This is a genomic window from Turicibacter bilis (assembly GCF_024499055.1).
Taxonomy (GTDB): Bacteria; Bacillota_I; Bacilli_A; order MOL361; family Turicibacteraceae; genus Turicibacter; species Turicibacter bilis.
Genome location: NZ_CP071249.1, coordinates 994523 through 1013654, shown reverse-complemented (window position 1 = coordinate 1013654; position 19132 = coordinate 994523). Strand labels below are relative to the sequence as shown.

14 protein-coding genes and 1 other annotated feature are annotated in these 19132 nt (G+C 33.7%); of the genes, 12 read left to right on the top strand and 2 right to left on the bottom strand.

The features are described from left to right. Positions 1–10 precede the first annotated feature (10 nt). On the top strand, positions 11–1147 hold the full coding sequence (gene tgt, locus J0J69_RS04710; RefSeq protein ID WP_055244463.1) for a tRNA guanosine(34) transglycosylase Tgt: 1137 nt from the start codon (positions 11–13) through the stop codon (positions 1145–1147). A gap of 105 nt (positions 1148–1252) precedes the next feature. Then, on the top strand, positions 1253–1516 hold the full coding sequence (gene yajC / locus J0J69_RS04705) for a preprotein translocase subunit YajC (protein ID WP_055244465.1): 264 nt from the start codon (positions 1253–1255) through the stop codon (positions 1514–1516). A gap of 109 nt (positions 1517–1625) precedes the next feature. Here the strand turns inward: yajC and J0J69_RS04700 are convergent, their stop codons facing one another. Then, a complete protein-coding gene (locus J0J69_RS04700) occupies positions 1626–2003 on the bottom strand; it encodes a TIGR04086 family membrane protein (protein WP_055244466.1) in 378 nt (125 codons plus the stop codon). 189 nt (positions 2004–2192) lie between these two features. Between J0J69_RS04700 and J0J69_RS04695 the strand changes: the two genes are divergently transcribed. Further along, positions 2193–2786 carry a DUF421 domain-containing protein gene (locus tag J0J69_RS04695; protein ID WP_237252719.1) on the top strand — a complete coding sequence of 198 codons (594 nt, stop codon included), beginning with the start codon at positions 2193–2195 and terminating at the stop codon, positions 2784–2786. A 79-nt stretch (positions 2787–2865) separates the two neighbouring features. On the opposite strand, the gene spoVB is transcribed toward J0J69_RS04695, so the two are convergent. Then, positions 2866–4392 (bottom strand): stage V sporulation protein B, encoded by a 1527-nt coding sequence (gene spoVB / locus J0J69_RS04690; RefSeq protein ID WP_212724826.1) that lies wholly within the window; start codon positions 4390–4392, stop codon positions 2866–2868. 82 nt (positions 4393–4474) lie between these two features. Here spoVB and recJ point away from each other — a divergent pair, with 82 nt between their 5' ends. The 9 genes from recJ to J0J69_RS04645 all read left to right on the top strand — a co-directional run bounded on the left by recJ (position 4475) and on the right by J0J69_RS04645 (position 19112). Then, positions 4475–6700 carry a single-stranded-DNA-specific exonuclease RecJ gene (gene recJ / locus J0J69_RS04685; protein ID WP_237252717.1) on the top strand — a complete coding sequence of 742 codons (2226 nt, stop codon included), beginning with the start codon at positions 4475–4477 and terminating at the stop codon, positions 6698–6700. Further along, the gene (locus tag J0J69_RS04680; RefSeq protein ID WP_055244473.1) at positions 6690–7202 is read left to right on the top strand and encodes an adenine phosphoribosyltransferase; all 513 of its coding nucleotides are present in this window, start codon (positions 6690–6692) and stop codon (positions 7200–7202) included. Before recJ ends, J0J69_RS04680 begins: the two co-directional genes overlap by 11 nt. A 249-nt stretch (positions 7203–7451) precedes the next feature. Further along, the gene (locus J0J69_RS04675) at positions 7452–9644 is read left to right on the top strand and encodes a RelA/SpoT family protein (RefSeq protein WP_212726084.1); all 2193 of its coding nucleotides are present in this window, start codon (positions 7452–7454) and stop codon (positions 9642–9644) included. Positions 9645–9658: 14 nt separating this feature from the next. Next, positions 9659–10099 (top strand): D-aminoacyl-tRNA deacylase, encoded by a 441-nt coding sequence (gene dtd, locus J0J69_RS04670; RefSeq protein WP_212726083.1) that lies wholly within the window; start codon positions 9659–9661, stop codon positions 10097–10099. A gap of 41 nt (positions 10100–10140) precedes the next feature. Continuing rightward, positions 10141–10355: a binding site (T-box leader), on the top strand. Between the two features lie 119 nt (positions 10356–10474). Continuing rightward, positions 10475–11878, top strand: a complete 1404-nt coding sequence (gene hisS / locus J0J69_RS04665) for a histidine--tRNA ligase (RefSeq protein WP_055244479.1) — start codon at positions 10475–10477, stop codon at positions 11876–11878. 15 nt (positions 11879–11893) lie between these two features. Beyond that, a complete protein-coding gene (gene aspS, locus J0J69_RS04660; RefSeq protein WP_212726082.1) occupies positions 11894–13651 on the top strand; it encodes an aspartate--tRNA ligase in 1758 nt (585 codons plus the stop codon). 280 nt (positions 13652–13931) lie between these two features. Continuing rightward, positions 13932–14618, top strand: a complete 687-nt coding sequence (locus tag J0J69_RS04655; protein WP_055305456.1) for a hypothetical protein — start codon at positions 13932–13934, stop codon at positions 14616–14618. Positions 14619–14631: 13 nt separating this feature from the next. Continuing rightward, complete coding sequence (locus J0J69_RS04650; RefSeq protein ID WP_256637932.1) at positions 14632–16806, top strand: LCP family protein; 2175 nt, start codon at positions 14632–14634, stop codon at positions 16804–16806. Between the two features lie 773 nt (positions 16807–17579). Beyond that, entirely contained in the window at positions 17580–19112 is a 1533-nt protein-coding gene (locus tag J0J69_RS04645) for a lipopolysaccharide biosynthesis protein (RefSeq protein ID WP_212726080.1), read from the top strand. Positions 19113–19132 lie beyond the last annotated feature (20 nt).

Here is a 19132-nt window from a genome sequence, read left to right as displayed (position 1 = left end):
GGTGCCGATCTTGGCGATTAAGTACGAATTAATACATGAATGTAAACAATCAGGTGCGCGCTATGGAAAACTTCATACGCCACATGGAACTTTTGAAACACCTGTTTTCATGCCTGTTGGAACGTTAGCCACAGTCAAAACTTTATCACCAGAAGAATTAGATCAAATGGGAGCTAAAATCATTTTAGCGAATACGTATCATTTATGGTTACAACCAGGTGAGAAAATCGTTGAAGAAGCAGGTGGATTACATAAATTTGAAAACTGGGGTGGAGCGATTTTAACAGACTCTGGTGGATTCCAAGTTTTCAGTTTAAGTAAATTACGTGAAATTACAGAAGAAGGGGTTACGTTCCGTGATCATCGTAATGGAGCTCCATTATTTATGTCACCTGAAATTTCAATCGGTGTACAAAATTCATTAGGGGCTGATATCATTATGTCATTTGATGAATGTCCACCATATCCAGCAACATTTGAATATATGAAAAACTCAGTTGATCGTACCATCCGCTGGGCGGAACGTGGGAAAAAGGCTCATAAAAACCCTGAAACACAAGCTTTATTCGGAATTGTACAGGGAGGAGAATTCCCAGAGTTACGTAAATACTGTGCTGAAAAATTAGTTGAAATGGACTTCCCAGGATATTCAATTGGTGGGGTATCAGTGGGTGAGCCTAAAGATGTTGCTCGCAAAATGATTGAGTATACAGTACCTTATTTACCAAAAGATAAGCCACGTTACTTAATGGGAGTTGGATCACCAGATGATTTAATTGATGGAGCAATTCGTGGAATTGATATGTTTGACTGTGTATTACCAACACGTATCGCTCGTCATGGAACAGCGATGACATCAGTTGGTCGTGTTGTCATTAAAAATAAAGTGTATGAACGTGATTTCACGCCACTAGATCCAAACTGTGATTGCTATACATGTAAAAACTATACACGTTCATATATCCGCCACTTAATTAAGGCCAATGAGTCATTTGGTCAACGTTTAGTATCATATCATAATTTACACTTCTTAATTAATTTAATGGAACAAATTCGTGAGGCAATTCGTAATGACCGCTTATTAGATTTCCGTGAAGAATTCTTTGAACAATACGGAATTAATTTACCAGGATCACGTGGATTTTAATAATGGATGCGGAATCAACCATTAAGTCGTTGGTTGATAAGTATAAAATGATTGGATGAACTCAATATATGAGCTTGATCAATAAAGGAAACGGAGAGATTAAAAATGAATCAAACAGTATTATTAGTGTTACAATTAGTATTATTAGGGGTTATCTTTTACTTCTTCATGATTCGTCCAGAAAACAAGCGTCGTAAAGCTATCGCTACGATGCAAAGTAGTTTAGAAAAAGGGGATCGTGTCGTAACAATTGGTGGGATCCATGGACGTATTCATGCATTAGAACAGGAAACAGTGACGTTAATTAATGATGAAGGTCAAAAATGGATTTTTGAACGTAATGCTATTTCTCGTAAGGTAGAAAAATAATCATAAAAAGAGCACATTAATGTGCTCTTTTTTTATCCATTTAAAAAGCATCTATTCAATTAATGAATGAGATGCTTTTTTGGAAATAGTTTAAGTGACCGATTGAGGATTATCTTTTAGCACTTGGTAAGTTTACCCCAATCATTCCTCCTGTAATACAAACAACAAAGGTGATTAAGCTTCGAATGAAAAACTTTAAGGTTAATGGACTATCAATTCCAATAGTATAGAACATTAGACTTAATAAGACCATCGTTGTTGCTACACCGATTCCAATTAACCAACCTTTTTGTGCAAATTTTTTAGAAATTAAAGTTGTACCGATAAAGAAAATTGCAACGAATGAGGCATAGATTAATTTGTCAAGCACGCCTACTGAAATCCATTCAAAATAAGCAAATGTTGTTATAAGAAGTCCAAGGATGAGGATACTAATAACAATGAATGCAATGCCATGTAGTAAGGCTTTTCCTAGTTTTTCTGACATATTCTCAACTCCCATTACAGTATGTATTCAATAGTAACTGTATGAGAAAAAATTAAAGTTTATGCGGCTTTATACATAAAACAATTAAGTAGATTAAGCGAAAAAGGAGAATTTATGGATTCAAATTGTTATGTTGTGATATATAGAACCACACTTTTTTATATTATCCTATTAATCGTGTTTAAATTAATGGGAAAAAAGGAAATTGGTCAATTAACGTTGCTTGACTTAGTAGTTTCAGTATTAATGGCTGAAATTGCAGCTATGGCGATTGATAACTTAAACCGTCCTATTCATGAGGTATTGTTAGCCATTGGGTTACTTGGAGCCTTGCAGTTTACTTCAGCCTTTATTACCTTACGGTTTAAGAAAGTTCGTGAAATTATTGATGGAAAACCGTCTATTTTAATTCATCAAGGTCGAATTGATTTAGATGAGATGAGAAGACAGCGCTATACCTTTGACGATTTAATGCTACAATTGCGAGCTAATAATATTTCTTCTATTTTTGAAGTTGAATACGCCATTTTAGAGTCGAATGGTCAATTATCTTCCTTTAAACGAGATGATATGAGCTTCTGTCCATTACCTATTATTACATCTGGTGGTTTAGAAAAAGAAAATTTATTAAAAATTCAAAAAACGAAGGAATGGGTGGAAGAAGAATTAGAGAAACAGGGAATTTTTGAAATTAAAGAGGTTTATTATGCAGCGTATGATGGGAAAGAACTTCATTTTTTAACCCGTGAATCATTAAATATGAAAGAAAAAAAACGTCACTAGTCGTAGTGACGTTTTAAAGAATGAGATTGTCATTTGAATTATTCCGTGAATGTTGTTCTTTTATGTTATAATATGGTTGTTATTTGGAACGTAGGGTGTCTGCCATTTTTCCTGTAGGAAATAGCCCACAAATAAATAATAAGAATAAATAAGCGATTCCAACAATAAAGCTAATCATAATCATATTTAAAAAGGAGTCTGTACTAAAGACAACCGCTAATTTTAAATAGGATCCTAGCATAAAGGTTACAGCGATGATTAAAATGGCATTAATAACTGAGCGCATATTCATATGATAAGCAATATGTTTTCTAACAAGCAAATAGTGCCATGCAGTAACAAAAACAACGTTAAATAATACGGCAATGACTAGTCCGTAAATATTGAGGCTTGGAATTTGAAGGAGAATAATCATCATAATAATTTTAATAACTGAAGAGATTAAGGTTGTGCTCATGGCTTGTGTTGCCTCATCAATGGCTTGCAAAGTAGAAGTTAGTGGTGCTTGGAAATAAAGTAATAGAAATACTGGTGCCATGACAATTAAATAATTGGCTCCTGTTGAAGAATCAAATAATAGATTCATGAGCTCAACAGGAAATAGCATTAATAGGACGGTATAAATTCCACTTGGTATGAATGAGAGTTGGAATGCATTGTCTAGGTGTGAATGAATACGATCAAATCGTTTGCTAGCATAAGCTTGGCTAATAGGTGGGACAATGGCTTGTGTGATAGCATTAGTAATAAATGATGGCATTAGAACTAATGGTAAAGCAAACCCAGAAACTGCACCATAAAGTTTTGCACTGAGTTCACTACTGTAACCAATCTTGAATAAGCATTGCACCACAATAATTGGTTCTAGAAAGTGGGAGAATGAACCAATAAGGCGACTACCTGTGGCAGGCAGAGAGATGGCCAAGACATCTTTAAAATTTTGTGGACTTAAATGAATAGGCTTTAGGGTAGCCCCGTAATGATTATGATGGATATGTTTGAAGAATAGGAATAAGAGAATTAAAATTGATGCAAATTCTCCGGCAATCGATGCCCACATCGTTCCTACTACACCGTAAATAATTCCATAAGGTAATGACCAGTTAATAAATAAGATAGAGATGACAATTCGAACAATTTGTTCAACGAGTGTTGAAATAGCTGATGGGAACATATTTTGTTCCCCTTGGAAGTATGCTTTTAAAATAGTCGATAGAGAAACGAAAAAGAGTAGTGGACCAATTGAGATTAATGGTAAATAAGTTCGTTCATCTTTCAGTAAATAGATTGCTAAAGGTTTGGCAATAAAGAAGAGTAAGATACTCACTAGCAAACTTGATACCATTGCAATAATGAGTGAGACGGATAAGACTTTTTTCTGACGTTCATTGGCTCTCGAAATTAATGTTGGGATGGCAATTGGAAGTCCTATGCTTGCGAAGGTTGTTAAAAGCATGAGGGTAGGTGCAATTAACATGTAAATTCCAATTCCGTCTTCGCCAAGTAGTCGTGTGACAATAACTCGGTTAACCATACCTAAGATTTTAGTGATTAAACCGGCTATAACGAGAATAAATGTTCCTTGTGCTACGCTTTGTTTTTTCATAATTTTTCCACCTATACTTTAGTTATGATTTTGCTTAAGTCTATGAGTATGAAGTTTAAAATATGAAGGTGAGGAGATACTTTTGTTTAAATCAAGAATGAATTGGAAAATATCTGACATATTTAGTGAGGACTATGACTCACAAACCACAGTGCTAAATCCTGCGATTGAGCAACTAGTGTTAGCACGTCAACTGGCTACGGCTGAGAGTTTGGATACATTTGCAAAAGAGGAAACCATTCATCATGATCCTTTTTTGTTTTCAGAAATGTCAAAAATTATTACGCGTATTAATGAGGCAATTGATCAAGGAGAGCCGATTTTAATTTATGGGGATTATGATGCAGATGGTGTAACAGGAACATCGATTTTAGTTCGTTGTTTACGTGAGCTTGGGGCCCTAGTTGATTATTATATTCCAAATCGCTTTTATGAAGGGTATGGACCGAATGAAGATGCGTTTATGCAGGCAATTGCTGATGGTTATCAGTTAGTCATCACCGTAGATAATGGGATTGCTGGAGTTGATGAGGCAGAAATTTTACTTGAACATGGGGTGGATTTGATTATTACGGATCATCACCAGGTAAAAGAAACACTTCCACGTGCCTACGCCATCTTACATCCAGAACTTGATGAAAATTATCCATTCCATCATTTATCAGGGGCAGGAGTCGCGTTAAAAGTCGCAGAAGCTTTATTACAAGAAGTGATTCCTGAAGATTTTTATGCCATTGCAATGCTTGGAACGATAGGGGATGTCGTTCCATTAATTGATGAAAATCGTTCGATTGTTAAACGCGGGCTAGCTGCTTTACGTAAAACAGAAATTGAAGGATTAAATGCAATGATGGACCTAGCTGGAACCGAAAAGTCTGAGGCAACAGAAGTTAATGTCGGTTTTGAACTATGTCCCCGTTTAAATGCTCCTGGTCGAATGGATGAGGCCGCTTTATCAGTCGAATGTTTAATTGCGGAAGGTGAAGGAGAGGCTAAACTCATTGCGGATCAAATTGAAAGTTTTAATAGCGAACGGCAAAAGGTAACACAAAAAGTGTTGGAGGAAGCAACAAAGTTAGTGGATGCGAAAACGTTAGCTAAGAAAAAAGTCGTTATTTTATATTCACCGCATTGGCATGAAGGTATTTTAGGAATTGTGGCAGGACGTTTAGCGAAGCAATGGCAAAAAGCTGTTTTTGTCGTCACAGATGATCATGAGGGATACATTAAAGGATCGGCTCGTGCGGTAGAAGGATATCACTTATTTGAACTATTGAATGAATGTCAAGATTTAATCGAACGTTTCGGTGGTCATGCTTTAGCAGCGGGGATTACGTTTGCTCCTGAAAATTTACAAGCCTTAGAAGACAAGATGAATGAATTATTACAAGAGGTTGAAGTGACGCCGAGTCTTCAAGTTGATCTAAGTTTACCATTATCGGATTTAAATGTTTCGTTTGTTGAACAGCTTTCAATACTAGCTCCATTTGGTGAAGGAAATCGTCCACCTGTTATTGAGCTTAAGAATGTTTATGTGAAAAATGTTAAACCAATTGGAAATAAGTTACAACATTTAAAATTTACGCTATATCAAGACAAACACTCAGTTGATGCAATAGCTTTCAATCAGGCCCCACTTGCTATGTATTTGACCCCTGATACGTTATTTAGTTTTGTGGGAGAGGTTAAAATAAATGAATGGAATGGAAATCGTAGTGTGCAATTTCATTTTATTGATGTTTTGTGCAATGAGTTTCAATTCATTGATCTTCGTAATCGACAAGCGTATGAACAACGAAAAGATCAACTTCAACTAGCAACGATGTATACAAATGCAACTGAGGCTGATGAGCTTGAGACATTGGTCATTAATCAGCTTCCAAATTCAAAAGAAGAGTTAATGACTTTGATTACAAGAAAGAAGCCAGGAAATATTGTAATAGCGCCACTTGAATCAAATGTCACGTTTGCTCCACGTGAGAAGTTTGTCATCGTATATAAAGTTGTGAAACAACATGGGCCTATTACGTTGAATCACCAAATGATTAATTATTTTATGCGTTTAGGGATTAGTAAAAATGAATTATTATTTATTTTACAGGTGTTTTTTGAAGTAGAACTTGTTATAATAAAGAATGGCTCTGTTTTTCCAACTGATAGTGTGACCAAGCGTGATTTAGCAGAAGCACCAACGTATCAATCTCAAAAGGCAAAACTTGAGATGCTTGAGTTTTTTGAGTTAACGACGTGGTCAGAATTAAAAACAACCTTTAAAACAGCTAGGGAGGAAATGACTCATGAATCTTAAAGATTATGTAGCAAATGTACCTAACTTTCCAAAAGAGGGTATTCAATTTAAAGATATTACACCGTTAATGGCGGATGGACAAGCTTATAGCTATGCGACAAATCAAATGGTTGAATTTGCAAAGCAACAAAACGCTGAAGTGATTGTAGGTCCAGAAGCTCGTGGATTTATTTTTGGATGCCCTGTTGCACATGAATTAAAAATCGGATTTGCGCCAGTTCGTAAACCAGGAAAATTACCTCGTGAAACAGTATCATTCAATTATGATTTAGAATATGGTTCAAATACATTATGCATGCACAAAGATGCCATTAAACCAGGACAACGCGTTTTAATTGTAGATGATTTATTAGCAACAGGTGGAACAGTTGAAGCAACAGTTAAGTTAATTGAACAACTTGGTGGTGTTGTTGTTGGATGTGCATTCTTAATTGAATTAGAAGAGTTAAATGGTCGCAAAACATTAGAAAATTATGAAGTTTTATCGTTAATGAAATACTAAGGCTGCGAAATATAAAAGATTGAGTAGAGATGAAGCATTTATTGTTGCATTTCTACTTTTTTTTATGTTAAAATTTTAAAAAAGTAACAATATAGCATATTGTAAATATGACAAAAGGTTAAATGGTTGATGAAATATCATCCTTTTTTTTCATCTTAGGAAAGATTAAAATTTCTAAGTTTTCTTGAAACAAATCGTAGTTTTAGCTTTATAATAAAATAAGTAGATTAGACAATAGGAGTAATGCTTATGTACCAATTAAACGGGTATGAAATATCAATTGATCATGTTTTAGAGCAAGCTAAAACGTATATTAAAAATCCAGATAGTATTGCGGTCATCGAACGTGCTTTTGAACTTGCCTTTCAAAAACATAAAGACCAATTGCGAAAATCAGGTGAACCTTATATTATTCATCCGATTGAGGTTGCTTATATTTTAGCTAAATGGCAAACAGGGCCTCGTACGATTGCCTCAGGACTATTACATGATATTATCGAAGACACAGAGATTACAAAAGAAGAAATTGCAGAATTATTTGATGATGAAATTGCAGAAATTGTTGACGGTGTAACGAAGCTAACGAAACTTAAATATAAATCAAAAGAAAAACAACAAGCAGAAAATCACCGTAAAATGTTACTAGCCATGAGTAAAGATATTCGTGTAATCCTAGTTAAATTAGCCGATCGTTTACACAACATCCGAACACTTAAATTTTTACCGCCTGAAAAGCAATGTTCGATTGCTCATGAAACGATGGAGATTTATGTTCCGATTGCCCATCGCTTAGGGATGTATCGTGTGAAAGCTGAGCTTGAGGATACTTCACTTCGCTTTTTGAAGCCAGAAGATTTTTATCGTATTGCCCAATTAATTAAGCAAAAGAAACATGAGCGTGAGCAACAAATTCAAGAAATGGAAGACGAAATTACGGCCGCTTTAGCGGAATATCATATTCCGTTTGAAATCAAAGGTCGTATTAAAAATATTTATAGCGTTTACAAAAAAATGATGACGCGAGAAAAAGACTTTGAAGAGATTTATGATTTATTAGCAATTCGCTTAATTGTTAATTCAGTTCCAGAATGTTATTCAGCTCTTGGAGTGATTCATGCGCACTTTAAACCTATCCCAAATCGTTTTAAAGATTATATTGCCATGCCAAAGCCAAATATGTATCAGTCATTACATACGACGATTATTGGTCCAAATGGAAATATATTTGAAGTACAAATTCGTACAAAAGAGATGGATGAAATTGCTGAACAAGGGGTTGCAGCACACTGGGCATATAAAGAAAATCGTCAAATTACGGCTAAACAAGAACAACAAGAAATTCAAGATAAATTAAAATGGTATGAAACATTAATTGCCTACCAAGAAGAAGTGAACGATGCTGAAAAATTAATGAAGCTTGTTAAAGATGACATTTTTAATGCCAATGTTTATGTGTTTACACCTAATGGTGATGTCTTTGACTTCCCTCCAGGATCAACACCAATTGATTTTGCTTATCGTATTCATACTAATTTAGGACATAAAACAACGGGTGCAATAGTTAATGGTAAAATCGTGACCTTAAATTATCAATTAAAAACGGGGGATATTGTTGAAATTAAATCCTCTCGTAATTCGTTCGGTCCGAGTGAAGATTGGTTAAATATTGTTAAAACCTCACAAGCACGCCATAAAATTCGTCAATACTTTAACCGTACTAAACGTGAGGAGTATACGCATAAAGGAGAGGAAATGTTCTTAAAAGAACTAGCCTCAAAAGACTTATCATTGAGTTCAATTGATATGCAAAAATTACTTGGAGCGTATAAAAAACAAAGTATTGAGAAATTAGATGAATTATATTATCAAATTGGGCGCGGACGCTTAGTTTCTAAGACGATTCTTGAGCGATATTTTGCGGATGGGAAAGAAGTTGATGATACAGAGTTAATTCAACAAATTAATGATGCAGCAAAAATCAAAGAAGAACATCGTAAAAAAGCAAAAAATCGTTTCGGAATTATTGTAGATGGGTTAGATAATGTTGATTTACGTATTGGTAAATGTTGTCATCCTGTTCCAGGTGATCCAATTGTTGGTTATATTACAAAAGGAAGCGGGATTACTATCCATCATGCTGAGTGTCATAATGCTAAAATAGATGGTCGTATTGTTCCAGTTGAATGGGATGATGAGCATTCAAATTCATTTAATGCTAAGATTAAAGTGACAGCCCTTGATCGTAAAAATGTGTTAGGCGATATCATTCAAAAATTAACGGTTATTAATGCAAATATTACAGAATTAAATGCATTGACTTCAAATGATACGATTATTATTAACTTATCGTTATCGGTTCGTAATATTGATCAATTAGTAAGTGTTGTGAATACGATTAAACGCGTCAAAGATGTCTTTAGTGTCGAGCGTATCATTCAATAGTGAGGTGAAAACAGATGAGAGTCGTTGTTCAACGAGCAAGACAAGCAAAAGTAACGGTTGATGGTAAGGTAACAGGTGCTATTGAACACGGATTAATGCTATTAGTTGGGCTCACGCACGAAGATACAGTGAAAGATTTAGAGTATTGTGCGAAGAAAGTCGCTAATTTACGAATCTTTGAAGATGAAAAAGGAAAAATGAATTTATCAATCAAAGAGGTAGGCGGATCGATTCTTTCTATTTCTCAATTCACCTTATACGGGGAAACTAAAAAAGGGAATCGACCAAGTTTTATTGAGGCAGCACGTCCAGAGGTGGCAGAGCCTTTATACCATCAATTTAATCAAATTTTAAGAGAGACTTATGATATACAAGTAGAAACAGGAATATTTGGTGCAATGATGGATGTCTCATTTACAAATAATGGTCCTGTTACTTTAATCGTTGAATCTTAAAAAGAAATGTATTATAATAAAGAAAATAGTCAATAATACTTATAAATTCGAAGATCGAGAGATTCTATAAAACTAATACGTGACAGAGAACGAAGCCTTGGCTGGAAGCTTCGACGGATAAATTATAGATAGACACTCGTGAGAAAATATTCTGAACTGCTAGTAGGAATATTCGTTGACGGCGTTAACGTTTTAAAGTGGTAATAGTTTTAGACTATTACAAGTAAGGTGGCACCGCGTATACTACGTCCTTAGATTTAATCTAAGGACTTTTTTTATACTCGAAAAAAGGCTTTACTAAACACGATGAAATAAACCAATCATCCTGAATGAGAGGAAAGCCTCAACAATCATGACTATGAAAGGAGCTCTAACATGAATTTCAGTAAACCAAAAGGAACATACGATGTTCTACCTAAAGAAAGTGCACGTTGGCAAAATGTTGAAAGTTTAATTCGTGAAATCTGTTCAATTTTCAACTATAAAGAAATCCGTACACCAATGTTTGAAAGTACACAATTATATCACCGTTCTGCTGGTGAAACATCAGATGTTGTTTCAAAAGAAACATATGACTTCAAAGATCGTGGAGATCGTTCAATGACATTACGTCCGGAAGGAACAGCTGGAGTCGTGCGTAGTTACATTGAAAATAAATTATATGCAGATCAAATGGTTCAAAAATTATTCTATATTGGACCAATGTTCCGTTATGAGCGTCAACAAAAAGGGCGTTATCGTCAACACGTTCAATTCGGGACAGAAGTATTTGGAAGTGCAGATCCTGCTATCGATGCAGAAGTTATCTCATTAGCTGTTACGTTATATCAAGTTTTAGGACTTCGTAACATTAAAGTTAAATTAAACTCATTAGGGGATACACAAAGTCGTGAAAACTATCGTGCAGCCTTACTTGCACACTTCGAAGGGCATAAAGAAGAGTTATGTTCAGATTGCCAAGTGCGTTTAGAAAAAAATCCATTACGCGTGTTAGATTGTAAAGTTGACCGCAATAAAGAGATTATGCAAAACGCTCCTCAAATGATTGATCACCTAACAGACGAAGATCGTGCATACTTCTTAAATGTTCAAAAATATTTAAAAGCAATGGGAATCGAATATGAATATGATGCGACATTAGTTCGTGGATTTGATTACTATACACATACAATCTTTGAAATCCAAGCAGACATTGAAGGATTTGGAGCTCAAAACACATTATGTGGTGGAGGGCGTTATAACAAGTTAGTGTCTGAATTAGGTGGACCAACAGTTCCAGCTATCGGATTCGGTATGGGACTTGAACGTTTATTATTAGCATTAGAAGCTGAAGGAATTCAAGTTGCTGGAGAAGATGCTGTGGACTTCTTCTTAATCGCATTAGGAGAAGATGCTAAGATCTTTGGATCACGTTTATTATTTGATTTACGTTCACGCGGATTAGCCTGTGAAACGGACTATTTAGGGAAAAACTTAAAAGGTCAATTTAAACAAGCAGATCGCTACAATGCTCGTTATACAGCAATTCTTGGAGATGAAGAATTAAAACACGGCATGATTAATATTAAAAATAATCAAACAGGAACTCAAGAAACCATTCCAGTTGGATTTATTATTGACTACATTATTCAAGACCAACAGCGTAATCACCAACATGGTGGAGGATGCTGTGGTGGTCATGGACACGATGAAGACCATGGATGCTGCGGTGGACATGGACATGATGATGACCATGAATGCTGTGGAGGAAATGGACACGGCTGTGGATGCCAACATTAAGAAGAGGTGAGTAGTATGAATCGTACACATAATAATGGAGAATTAAGACTTGAACATGTAGGTCAAGTTGTTGAATTAAAAGGTTGGGTTGCTAAAACTCGTAACTTAGGTGGATTAGTTTTCATTGATTTACGCGACCGTTATGGAATTACTCAGTTAGTAGCTAATCCAGAAAACGTAAGTCATGAAGTTTTAGAAGCGGCAAACAAAGTACGTAATGAGTATGTAATCGCTGTTAAAGGAACAGTGGCTGAGCGTCAAAGTAAAAACCCTAATATGTCAACAGGAGATATTGAAATTATCTTAGATGAACTAACAATTATCTCTGAAGCAGAAATGACACCTTTAATTATTGCTGATGAAACTGATGCGTTAGAAGATACACGTTTAAAATATCGTTATTTAGATTTACGTCGTCCTGTGATGCAAAAGAACTTCATTTTACGTCACAACATCTTAAAATCAATTCGTAGCTATTTAGATGGAAATGATTTTATTGAAGTAGAAACGCCGTATTTAAATAAATCAACACCAGAAGGAGCACGCGACTATTTAGTTCCAAGTCGTGTCCATGAAGGTCATTTCTATGCTTTACCTCAATCACCACAAATCTTCAAACAGTTATTAATGGTTTCGGGATTTGAACGCTATTATCAAATCGCTCGTTGCTTCCGTGATGAAGATTTACGTGCGGATCGTCAGCCTGAATTCACTCAAATTGACATTGAGACATCATTCTTAACTCAAGAAGAAATCATGAATATGATTGAAGAGATGCTAGTTAAAATGATGAAAGACGTTAAAGGATTAGATGTTGCTCGTCCGTTCCCACGTTTAAGCTATGAAGAGGCGATGGGACGCTTTGGTTCAGATAAGCCAGATACACGTTTTGAAATGGAATTAATTGCTTTAAATGACGTTGTTGCTAATTGTGGCTTCTCAGTATTTGCACAGGCAGTTGAAGCTGGAAATGAAGTTAAAGCATTATGTGTTAAAGGAGCAGCAGAACGTTTTTCTCGTAAAGACATTGATAAATTAACAGACTTTGTTAAAAAATATAAAGCTAAAGGTTTAGCATGGATTAAAGTAGTGGAAGAAGGATTCAACGGTCCAATTGCTAAATTCTTCAATGAAGAAGAAGTTGCAAATATTAAAGAAGCAACAAATGCTGAAGTGGGAGACTTATTATTATTTGTTGCTGATAAAAAATCAGTCGTTGCAGATAGCTTAGGAGCATTACGTTTACATTTAGGAAAAGAATTAGGATTAATCGATGAATCTAAATTCAATTTCTTATGGGTGATTGATTGGCCACTATTCGAATATGATGAAGAGGCTGGACGATTCTTTGCTGCTCACCATCCATTCACAATGCCAAGCTTAGATACATTAGACACATTTGATACAGATTCTCACAATGCAAAAGCACAGGCTTATGATATTGTCTTAAATGGATACGAATTAGGTGGAGGATCATTACGTATTTATCGTCCAGATGTACAATCTCGTATGTTTGAAACATTAGGATTTACAAAAGAAGAAGCTGAAGAACAATTCGGATTCTTAATGAACGCATTTAAATATGGAACACCTCCACACGGTGGATTAGCGTTAGGATTAGACCGTATCGCCATGATCTTAACAGGATCTCAAAGCTTACGCGATGTTATTGCTTTCCCTAAAAATGCATCAGCATCATGCCCGATGACTGAAGCTCCTGGAACAGTAACAGACGCACAATTAGAAGAATTACATATTCAACTAAGAAAATAATGAAATTGCTAGACCTAGTCAATGAGACTAGGTCTTTTTAGTGTAAATAAGTGTATGAATTTGTATTTTTTTGTGTAAAAAAATATCCAACTGTTTTCAATTATGGCTAAATCATGTAAAATGGTACTATATGTTTTTTCTTCATAAATAGTCTAGAGTTATTTAACTATTAGGGGCAGGATAAAGAAAGTATAGTCAAATGTACTGATACTATTTTCAGAAGCGGTTATGATAACGAATCGTGTGATTATAGTACAGAGTGGAAAGGGACGGTGTAGACATGAATATGAAAAAGATCATGAGGCAACCATTAGCGGTTTTTGGTAGTATATTTTTGATTACAACCTTACTGCTGGTAGGTGTTCTTCTTTATCAAGTTAAGGGGATTACTGATGGTGGGAAAAGTAGTGATAATGTAATAAAACCAACTCCACCAATTGTTGAAAAAGTTCCAGATGAGTATCAGTTATCAGATGTAGCGACAGCTTATCAAAAAGAAGTTTTTGAAGAGTTAGTGACTGCGCAACATGCATATAAAGATAAATATACGGAGTTAACTAAAGAAGAATATGCGACTTTAGTTGTGAAAAATTTCATAGCAGATTTCTATACATGGTCTAATAAGACCGGACGCAATGACGTAGGTGGTGTACAATTTATTGCAGAAGAAATGAGATCTACTTTTAGAAAACAGGCTATTGATGGATTTTATGAAAATTTAGATTTTTATTTAAATGATTATGAAGCGACATCTTTAATAACTGTCAATGATGTAACCATTTTAGATGTTAATTTAAATGATACACTTAAAACAGAGGATGAAGTGATTGATTGTATTTCAGTTCAGGCGAGTTGGCAATATGAATTATCTTCTTCAGTTGAGATAGAACAATTCCAAAGTGAAGCAACATTTATTTTAACTGAATCAGAAGATCATTTAGTCCTAAATGCAATTTTATCGGAGTAAGGAGGGGAAAGCCATGTTTAATAATAAGGGTTTAAAATGGATTTACAGAATAATCATGATTTTACCGATTATTCCAATTATATGGAATATTATTTATATCAATCAATATTCAGGATTTGATTCTTTGTTGCGTTTGAATCTTTCGTTAATCTTCATCTTCTTATATTTAGCTATTTTAATGTTTGGATTATATGTTGTTAAAGAAGAGAACAAAGTAGGCACAATCATTTTAACAATAGTTGCATTGATTGGTCTTTTTACAGGAACGTATTTTGGATATGTTAATACACGCGTTTATCATTCGTTAAATAACATGACGATGCAAGACTCAATTATTAGTTATAGTTTAGTTACAATGGCAGATAGTCCTTTCACTGAAGTAAAAGATTTAGAAGGGTATACAATTGGGACTTTAAATTTAACTAAGCAAGAAGTGATTGATAATATTGACCAATTTTTAGAAGAAAATGAATTAACAGATGAAGCAGAAGTTGAAAAATATGATTCTCCAATTTCTATGATTCATGATTTATATGATGGAAAAGTTGATGCGATTATTGTAGGGGATAACTATGGTTCATTATTTTCAGAACAATTAGGATTTGAAGATATTAAAAATGAAACTAAAATATTAGCTAATATTGAGACTGTTATTCAGCAAGAAGAATTAAAACCAGGAATGGCTAATACGTCATTAATTGACGATCCATTCTCCATTTTACTAATTGGAGTTGATTCAACTGAACAAGGATTAGAAGCTGCTTCATTAGCTGATTCATTAATTATAGCGACTGTGAATCCTCAGAATCTATCAGTAACGATGACATCTATTCCACGTGATTCATATGTTGAAATTCCATGTTTTAATAATACAAAAGATAAAATTACGCATTCAAATAATGGTGGAACAACGTGTGTCATTGAATCAGTTGAGAAAATGTTTGATTTAAATATTCCTTATTATGTAAAGATTAACTTTAAAGGGGTTGTTGAGTTAGTTGATACAATCGGTGGAATTTACGTTGATGTACCTGTGACAATTGAAGAACAAGATAGTAATCGTCAGTTTGGTGAGCATTTAATTACTGTTGAGGAAGGGTATCAACATTTAAATGGAGAACAAGCGTTAGCACTTTCTCGTCATCGTAAGACGTTAGCTAAAGGTGATTTAGGTCGTGCAGAACATCAACAATTGGTTATTGAGGGAATTGTAAATCAAATGTTAACAGAAATGAACACAGTTGGTGAGTTTTTAGATTTATTAGATGTTTTAGGTAATAATATTGAAACAAATATCTCACTCAATCAGATGACATCAAGCCTTCAATATTTATTAGGGCTTGTCTCAACATTTAATGGTCAAAATCCATTAGACTATATTCATATTAAGAGCATGGTTGTAAGTGCTCAATATGGTTATATGGATAATCCGTATTATAGCTTTAAGTTAAGCTATGCTTTCCCATATAAAGGGGCTATCGCAGATGCACGTGAACAAATGTTAATTAACTTAGAGAAGGAATCGCCTCAATTTAACTATAGCTTCACATTTAATGGATTTGAAGAATATGAAGGCACTCAGTGGGTACAAACGTATTATAATGAGCCACTTCCTGGAGGAGCAACAGAGAATAATGTAACTACAGATGATGAGGAGGAAGTGAAAATCACTGTAACAGATAAAAATACATCATTAACGAATGATAAAACAATTAATAATCCTAGTTCATCAAGTAATGGATCAAACGGTATAACAAATGATGGGTCAAACAGTGAATCGAGTAATGGATCAAACGGTATAACAAATGATGGGTCAAACAGTGAATCGAGTAATGGATCAAACGGTATAACAAATGATGGGTCAAACAGTGAATCGAGTAATGGATCAAACGGTATAACAAATGATGGGTCAAACAGTGAATCGAGTAATGGATCAAACGGTATAACAAATGATGGGTCAAACAGTGAATCAAATAATGAATCAAACGGTGTAACAAATGACGGGTCAAACAGTGAATCAAATAATGAATCAAACGGTGTAACAAATGATGGGTCAAATACTGAACAGGTGGAAACGGATCTAACTCAGGAACAGGTGGAAATGGATCTGATCTTGGATCAGATGGCAGTTCAATACAGTAATAGATATTGCCGAGGGATACGGTTAACACTATCATTAAAGAAGTAGCCGAATAGATTTGTTAAGTACCAATTATGATATTAAGTTTTTTATTCTAACCTCTTGAAATATGGTATCGAATTCGAACGCATATTTGAGTATTTATCATTTTGAATTATTCGCAACTCTTTTATTTAACTGTTTTTTCCCTTATGATGGTATTCAGTTTTCATAAATGATAAACATTAAAAGATGCATTGTTGTAGCATACAAAGATCCATTATAAATGCTAATAATTATATATCTCATAGATAGGTATTATTTTAATTTGAAATGATAAAGAATTATTTTTTAAAAGTTTTAATATAAAAATTTAATTTATCAAGATGAGTAATAGGCAATTGAATAACATTATCTTGGAGTTGTTACTAAAAATTTTGAGATAAATTATAGATTGACTAGATAACAATTGGACTAAAGTCATTTAATTCCCCTATTATCCATTTTTGAAAATTCGGATTTTTACAAAAGATTGCATCTTATTAAAAATTCAGAGTAGCATGGATATTGTATTTTAGATGAGACTTCAAGAAATACATCTTATTAATAAAATCACTAAATAGTGAATATTAGTTACCTAGTGACTAGATGGTTATAAAATACATAGCATTTTAATAAAAGAAAAAGTGTGATAAATTTGAAACCTCAAACGTCACACTTTTTTCTTTATGTTTTATTGTAGGAGAAGTATATAAAATGTTGAGTATCCATTGAGTTCTGATAAGAAAGTCGGATATAATAAACATAGGTAACATGTGACTGGTGTAATAGGAGATATAAGTATGAGATTAAAGAAATCGATGATTAATTCTATATCAAATATATTGATTTATTTTATTTCAATGGTTCCGTTGTTCATTGTTAGAAAAGTTTTCTTAAATCAATTAGGTGATGAGTTATTAAGTGTGAATTCATTATTTTCCGACATCATTGGTATGATGTCCATCTTCGAGTTAGGTATAGGAACTGCTATTGTCTTTTCACTATATAAACCTTTCGCTGTAGATGATCGGATAAAGATCAAAGGGTATTTAGATTATTATCAAAAGTTTTATAGACGAGTTGGATTGATTATTTTAGTCGTTGGATTAGTATTAGCCCCATTTATTTCAAAATTTATCAAAGTAGATATTAAAGTTCCTTATTTAGGGTTTTATTTTATTTTATATCTGGTTAATACAGTGATTAGTTATTTCTTTACGTATAAGACTTGTATTTTACAAGTTGCGCAACAAGGATATAAATTAACGTTATCGACAGCTTTATCCAAGTTAGCGATTTCTTCATTTCAAATCATCGTCTTAATCAAATATCAAAACTATTATTTATATTTACTATTAGAGATTTTTATTAACTTAATTTACTATATCTTAATTAATCGATATATTGATAAGAAGTATGAATGGTTATCACAAACCAAAGGAAAAATCGAAAAATCGGAAGAGCAGAATCTTATTAAGAACATCAAAGCAATGTTTATGCATAAGATTGGTTCATTAGTTATTAATAGTACAGATAGTATAGTTATTGCGAATTTTGTTAACTTAATTTCTGTGGGTAAATTTAAAAGTTATCGAATGGTAATTGCAGCAGTGGAAACACTTACTTGGAAAGGAATGAGTGGGATTATTGCTAGTATTGGAAATTTGATTGCTGAGGAAGATGAGCAAAGTATTTATCTGGTTCACAAACGTCTCTTCTTTTTAAATTTCTGGATGGTTTCATTTATTATTATTTCATTATTTAATACATTGAACCAATTTATTGTTTTATGGTTAGGTGTTGATCAACTGATAGATTCATTGACATTCGTTGTAATTTTATTAAACTGTTATTTTTCACTTATGCGCTCATCAGTTGAAAGTTTTAAAGAGGGAGCAGGGGTTTATCATGAGGATCGCTATGCTCCATTAGCAGAGTCTATTATAAACTTAGTTGCATCGATTATCTTAGTACAATGGATTGGTTTACCAGGGGTATTCTTAGGAACAATGATTAGTAACTTAACCGTTGTTTTTTGGATAAAGCCACTTGTTGTTTATCGCCATTTATTTAAGCGATCAGTTTTAGAGTATTTTAAAACCTATTTTAAATATGTTCTAATTGCAATAATTCCATTAATCCTTTCATCTTGGTTAACAGCGCCCTTTAAATATACGTATACGATTGGTGCTTTTAGTATCAATGTGATGATTAATATTCTTGTGATTAATATCCTGTATTTAATCATTTTCTGGAAAAATAATGAATTTGATTATTTTAAAAGTATTTTGATAAAAATAGGAAGTGGATTATATCAAAAGTTAAAAGGATAAAAGATAAATAAATTGTTGAT

Excerpts from the sequence above, each read along its gene's own strand:
- dtd (WP_212726083.1), top strand. The coding sequence starts at position 9,659 with ATGAGAGTCGTTGTTCAACGAGCAAGACAAGCAAAAGTAACGGTTGAT.
- J0J69_RS04655 (WP_055305456.1), top strand. The coding sequence starts at position 13,932 with ATGAATATGAAAAAGATCATGAGGCAACCATTAGCGGTTTTTGGTAGT.
- J0J69_RS04650 (WP_256637932.1), top strand. The coding sequence starts at position 14,632 with ATGTTTAATAATAAGGGTTTAAAATGGATTTACAGAATAATCATGATT.
- J0J69_RS04700 (WP_055244466.1), bottom strand. The coding sequence starts at position 2,003 with ATGTCAGAAAAACTAGGAAAAGCCTTACTACATGGCATTGCATTCATT.
- yajC (WP_055244465.1), top strand. The coding sequence starts at position 1,253 with ATGAATCAAACAGTATTATTAGTGTTACAATTAGTATTATTAGGGGTT.
- hisS (WP_055244479.1), top strand. The coding sequence starts at position 10,475 with ATGAATTTCAGTAAACCAAAAGGAACATACGATGTTCTACCTAAAGAA.
- J0J69_RS04695 (WP_237252719.1), top strand. The coding sequence starts at position 2,193 with ATGGGAAAAAAGGAAATTGGTCAATTAACGTTGCTTGACTTAGTAGTT.
- J0J69_RS04680 (WP_055244473.1), top strand. The coding sequence starts at position 6,690 with ATGAATCTTAAAGATTATGTAGCAAATGTACCTAACTTTCCAAAAGAG.
- aspS (WP_212726082.1), top strand. The coding sequence starts at position 11,894 with ATGAATCGTACACATAATAATGGAGAATTAAGACTTGAACATGTAGGT.
- J0J69_RS04675 (WP_212726084.1), top strand. The coding sequence starts at position 7,452 with ATGTACCAATTAAACGGGTATGAAATATCAATTGATCATGTTTTAGAG.
- spoVB (WP_212724826.1), bottom strand. The coding sequence starts at position 4,392 with ATGAAAAAACAAAGCGTAGCACAAGGAACATTTATTCTCGTTATAGCC.
- J0J69_RS04645 (WP_212726080.1), top strand. The coding sequence starts at position 17,580 with ATGAGATTAAAGAAATCGATGATTAATTCTATATCAAATATATTGATT.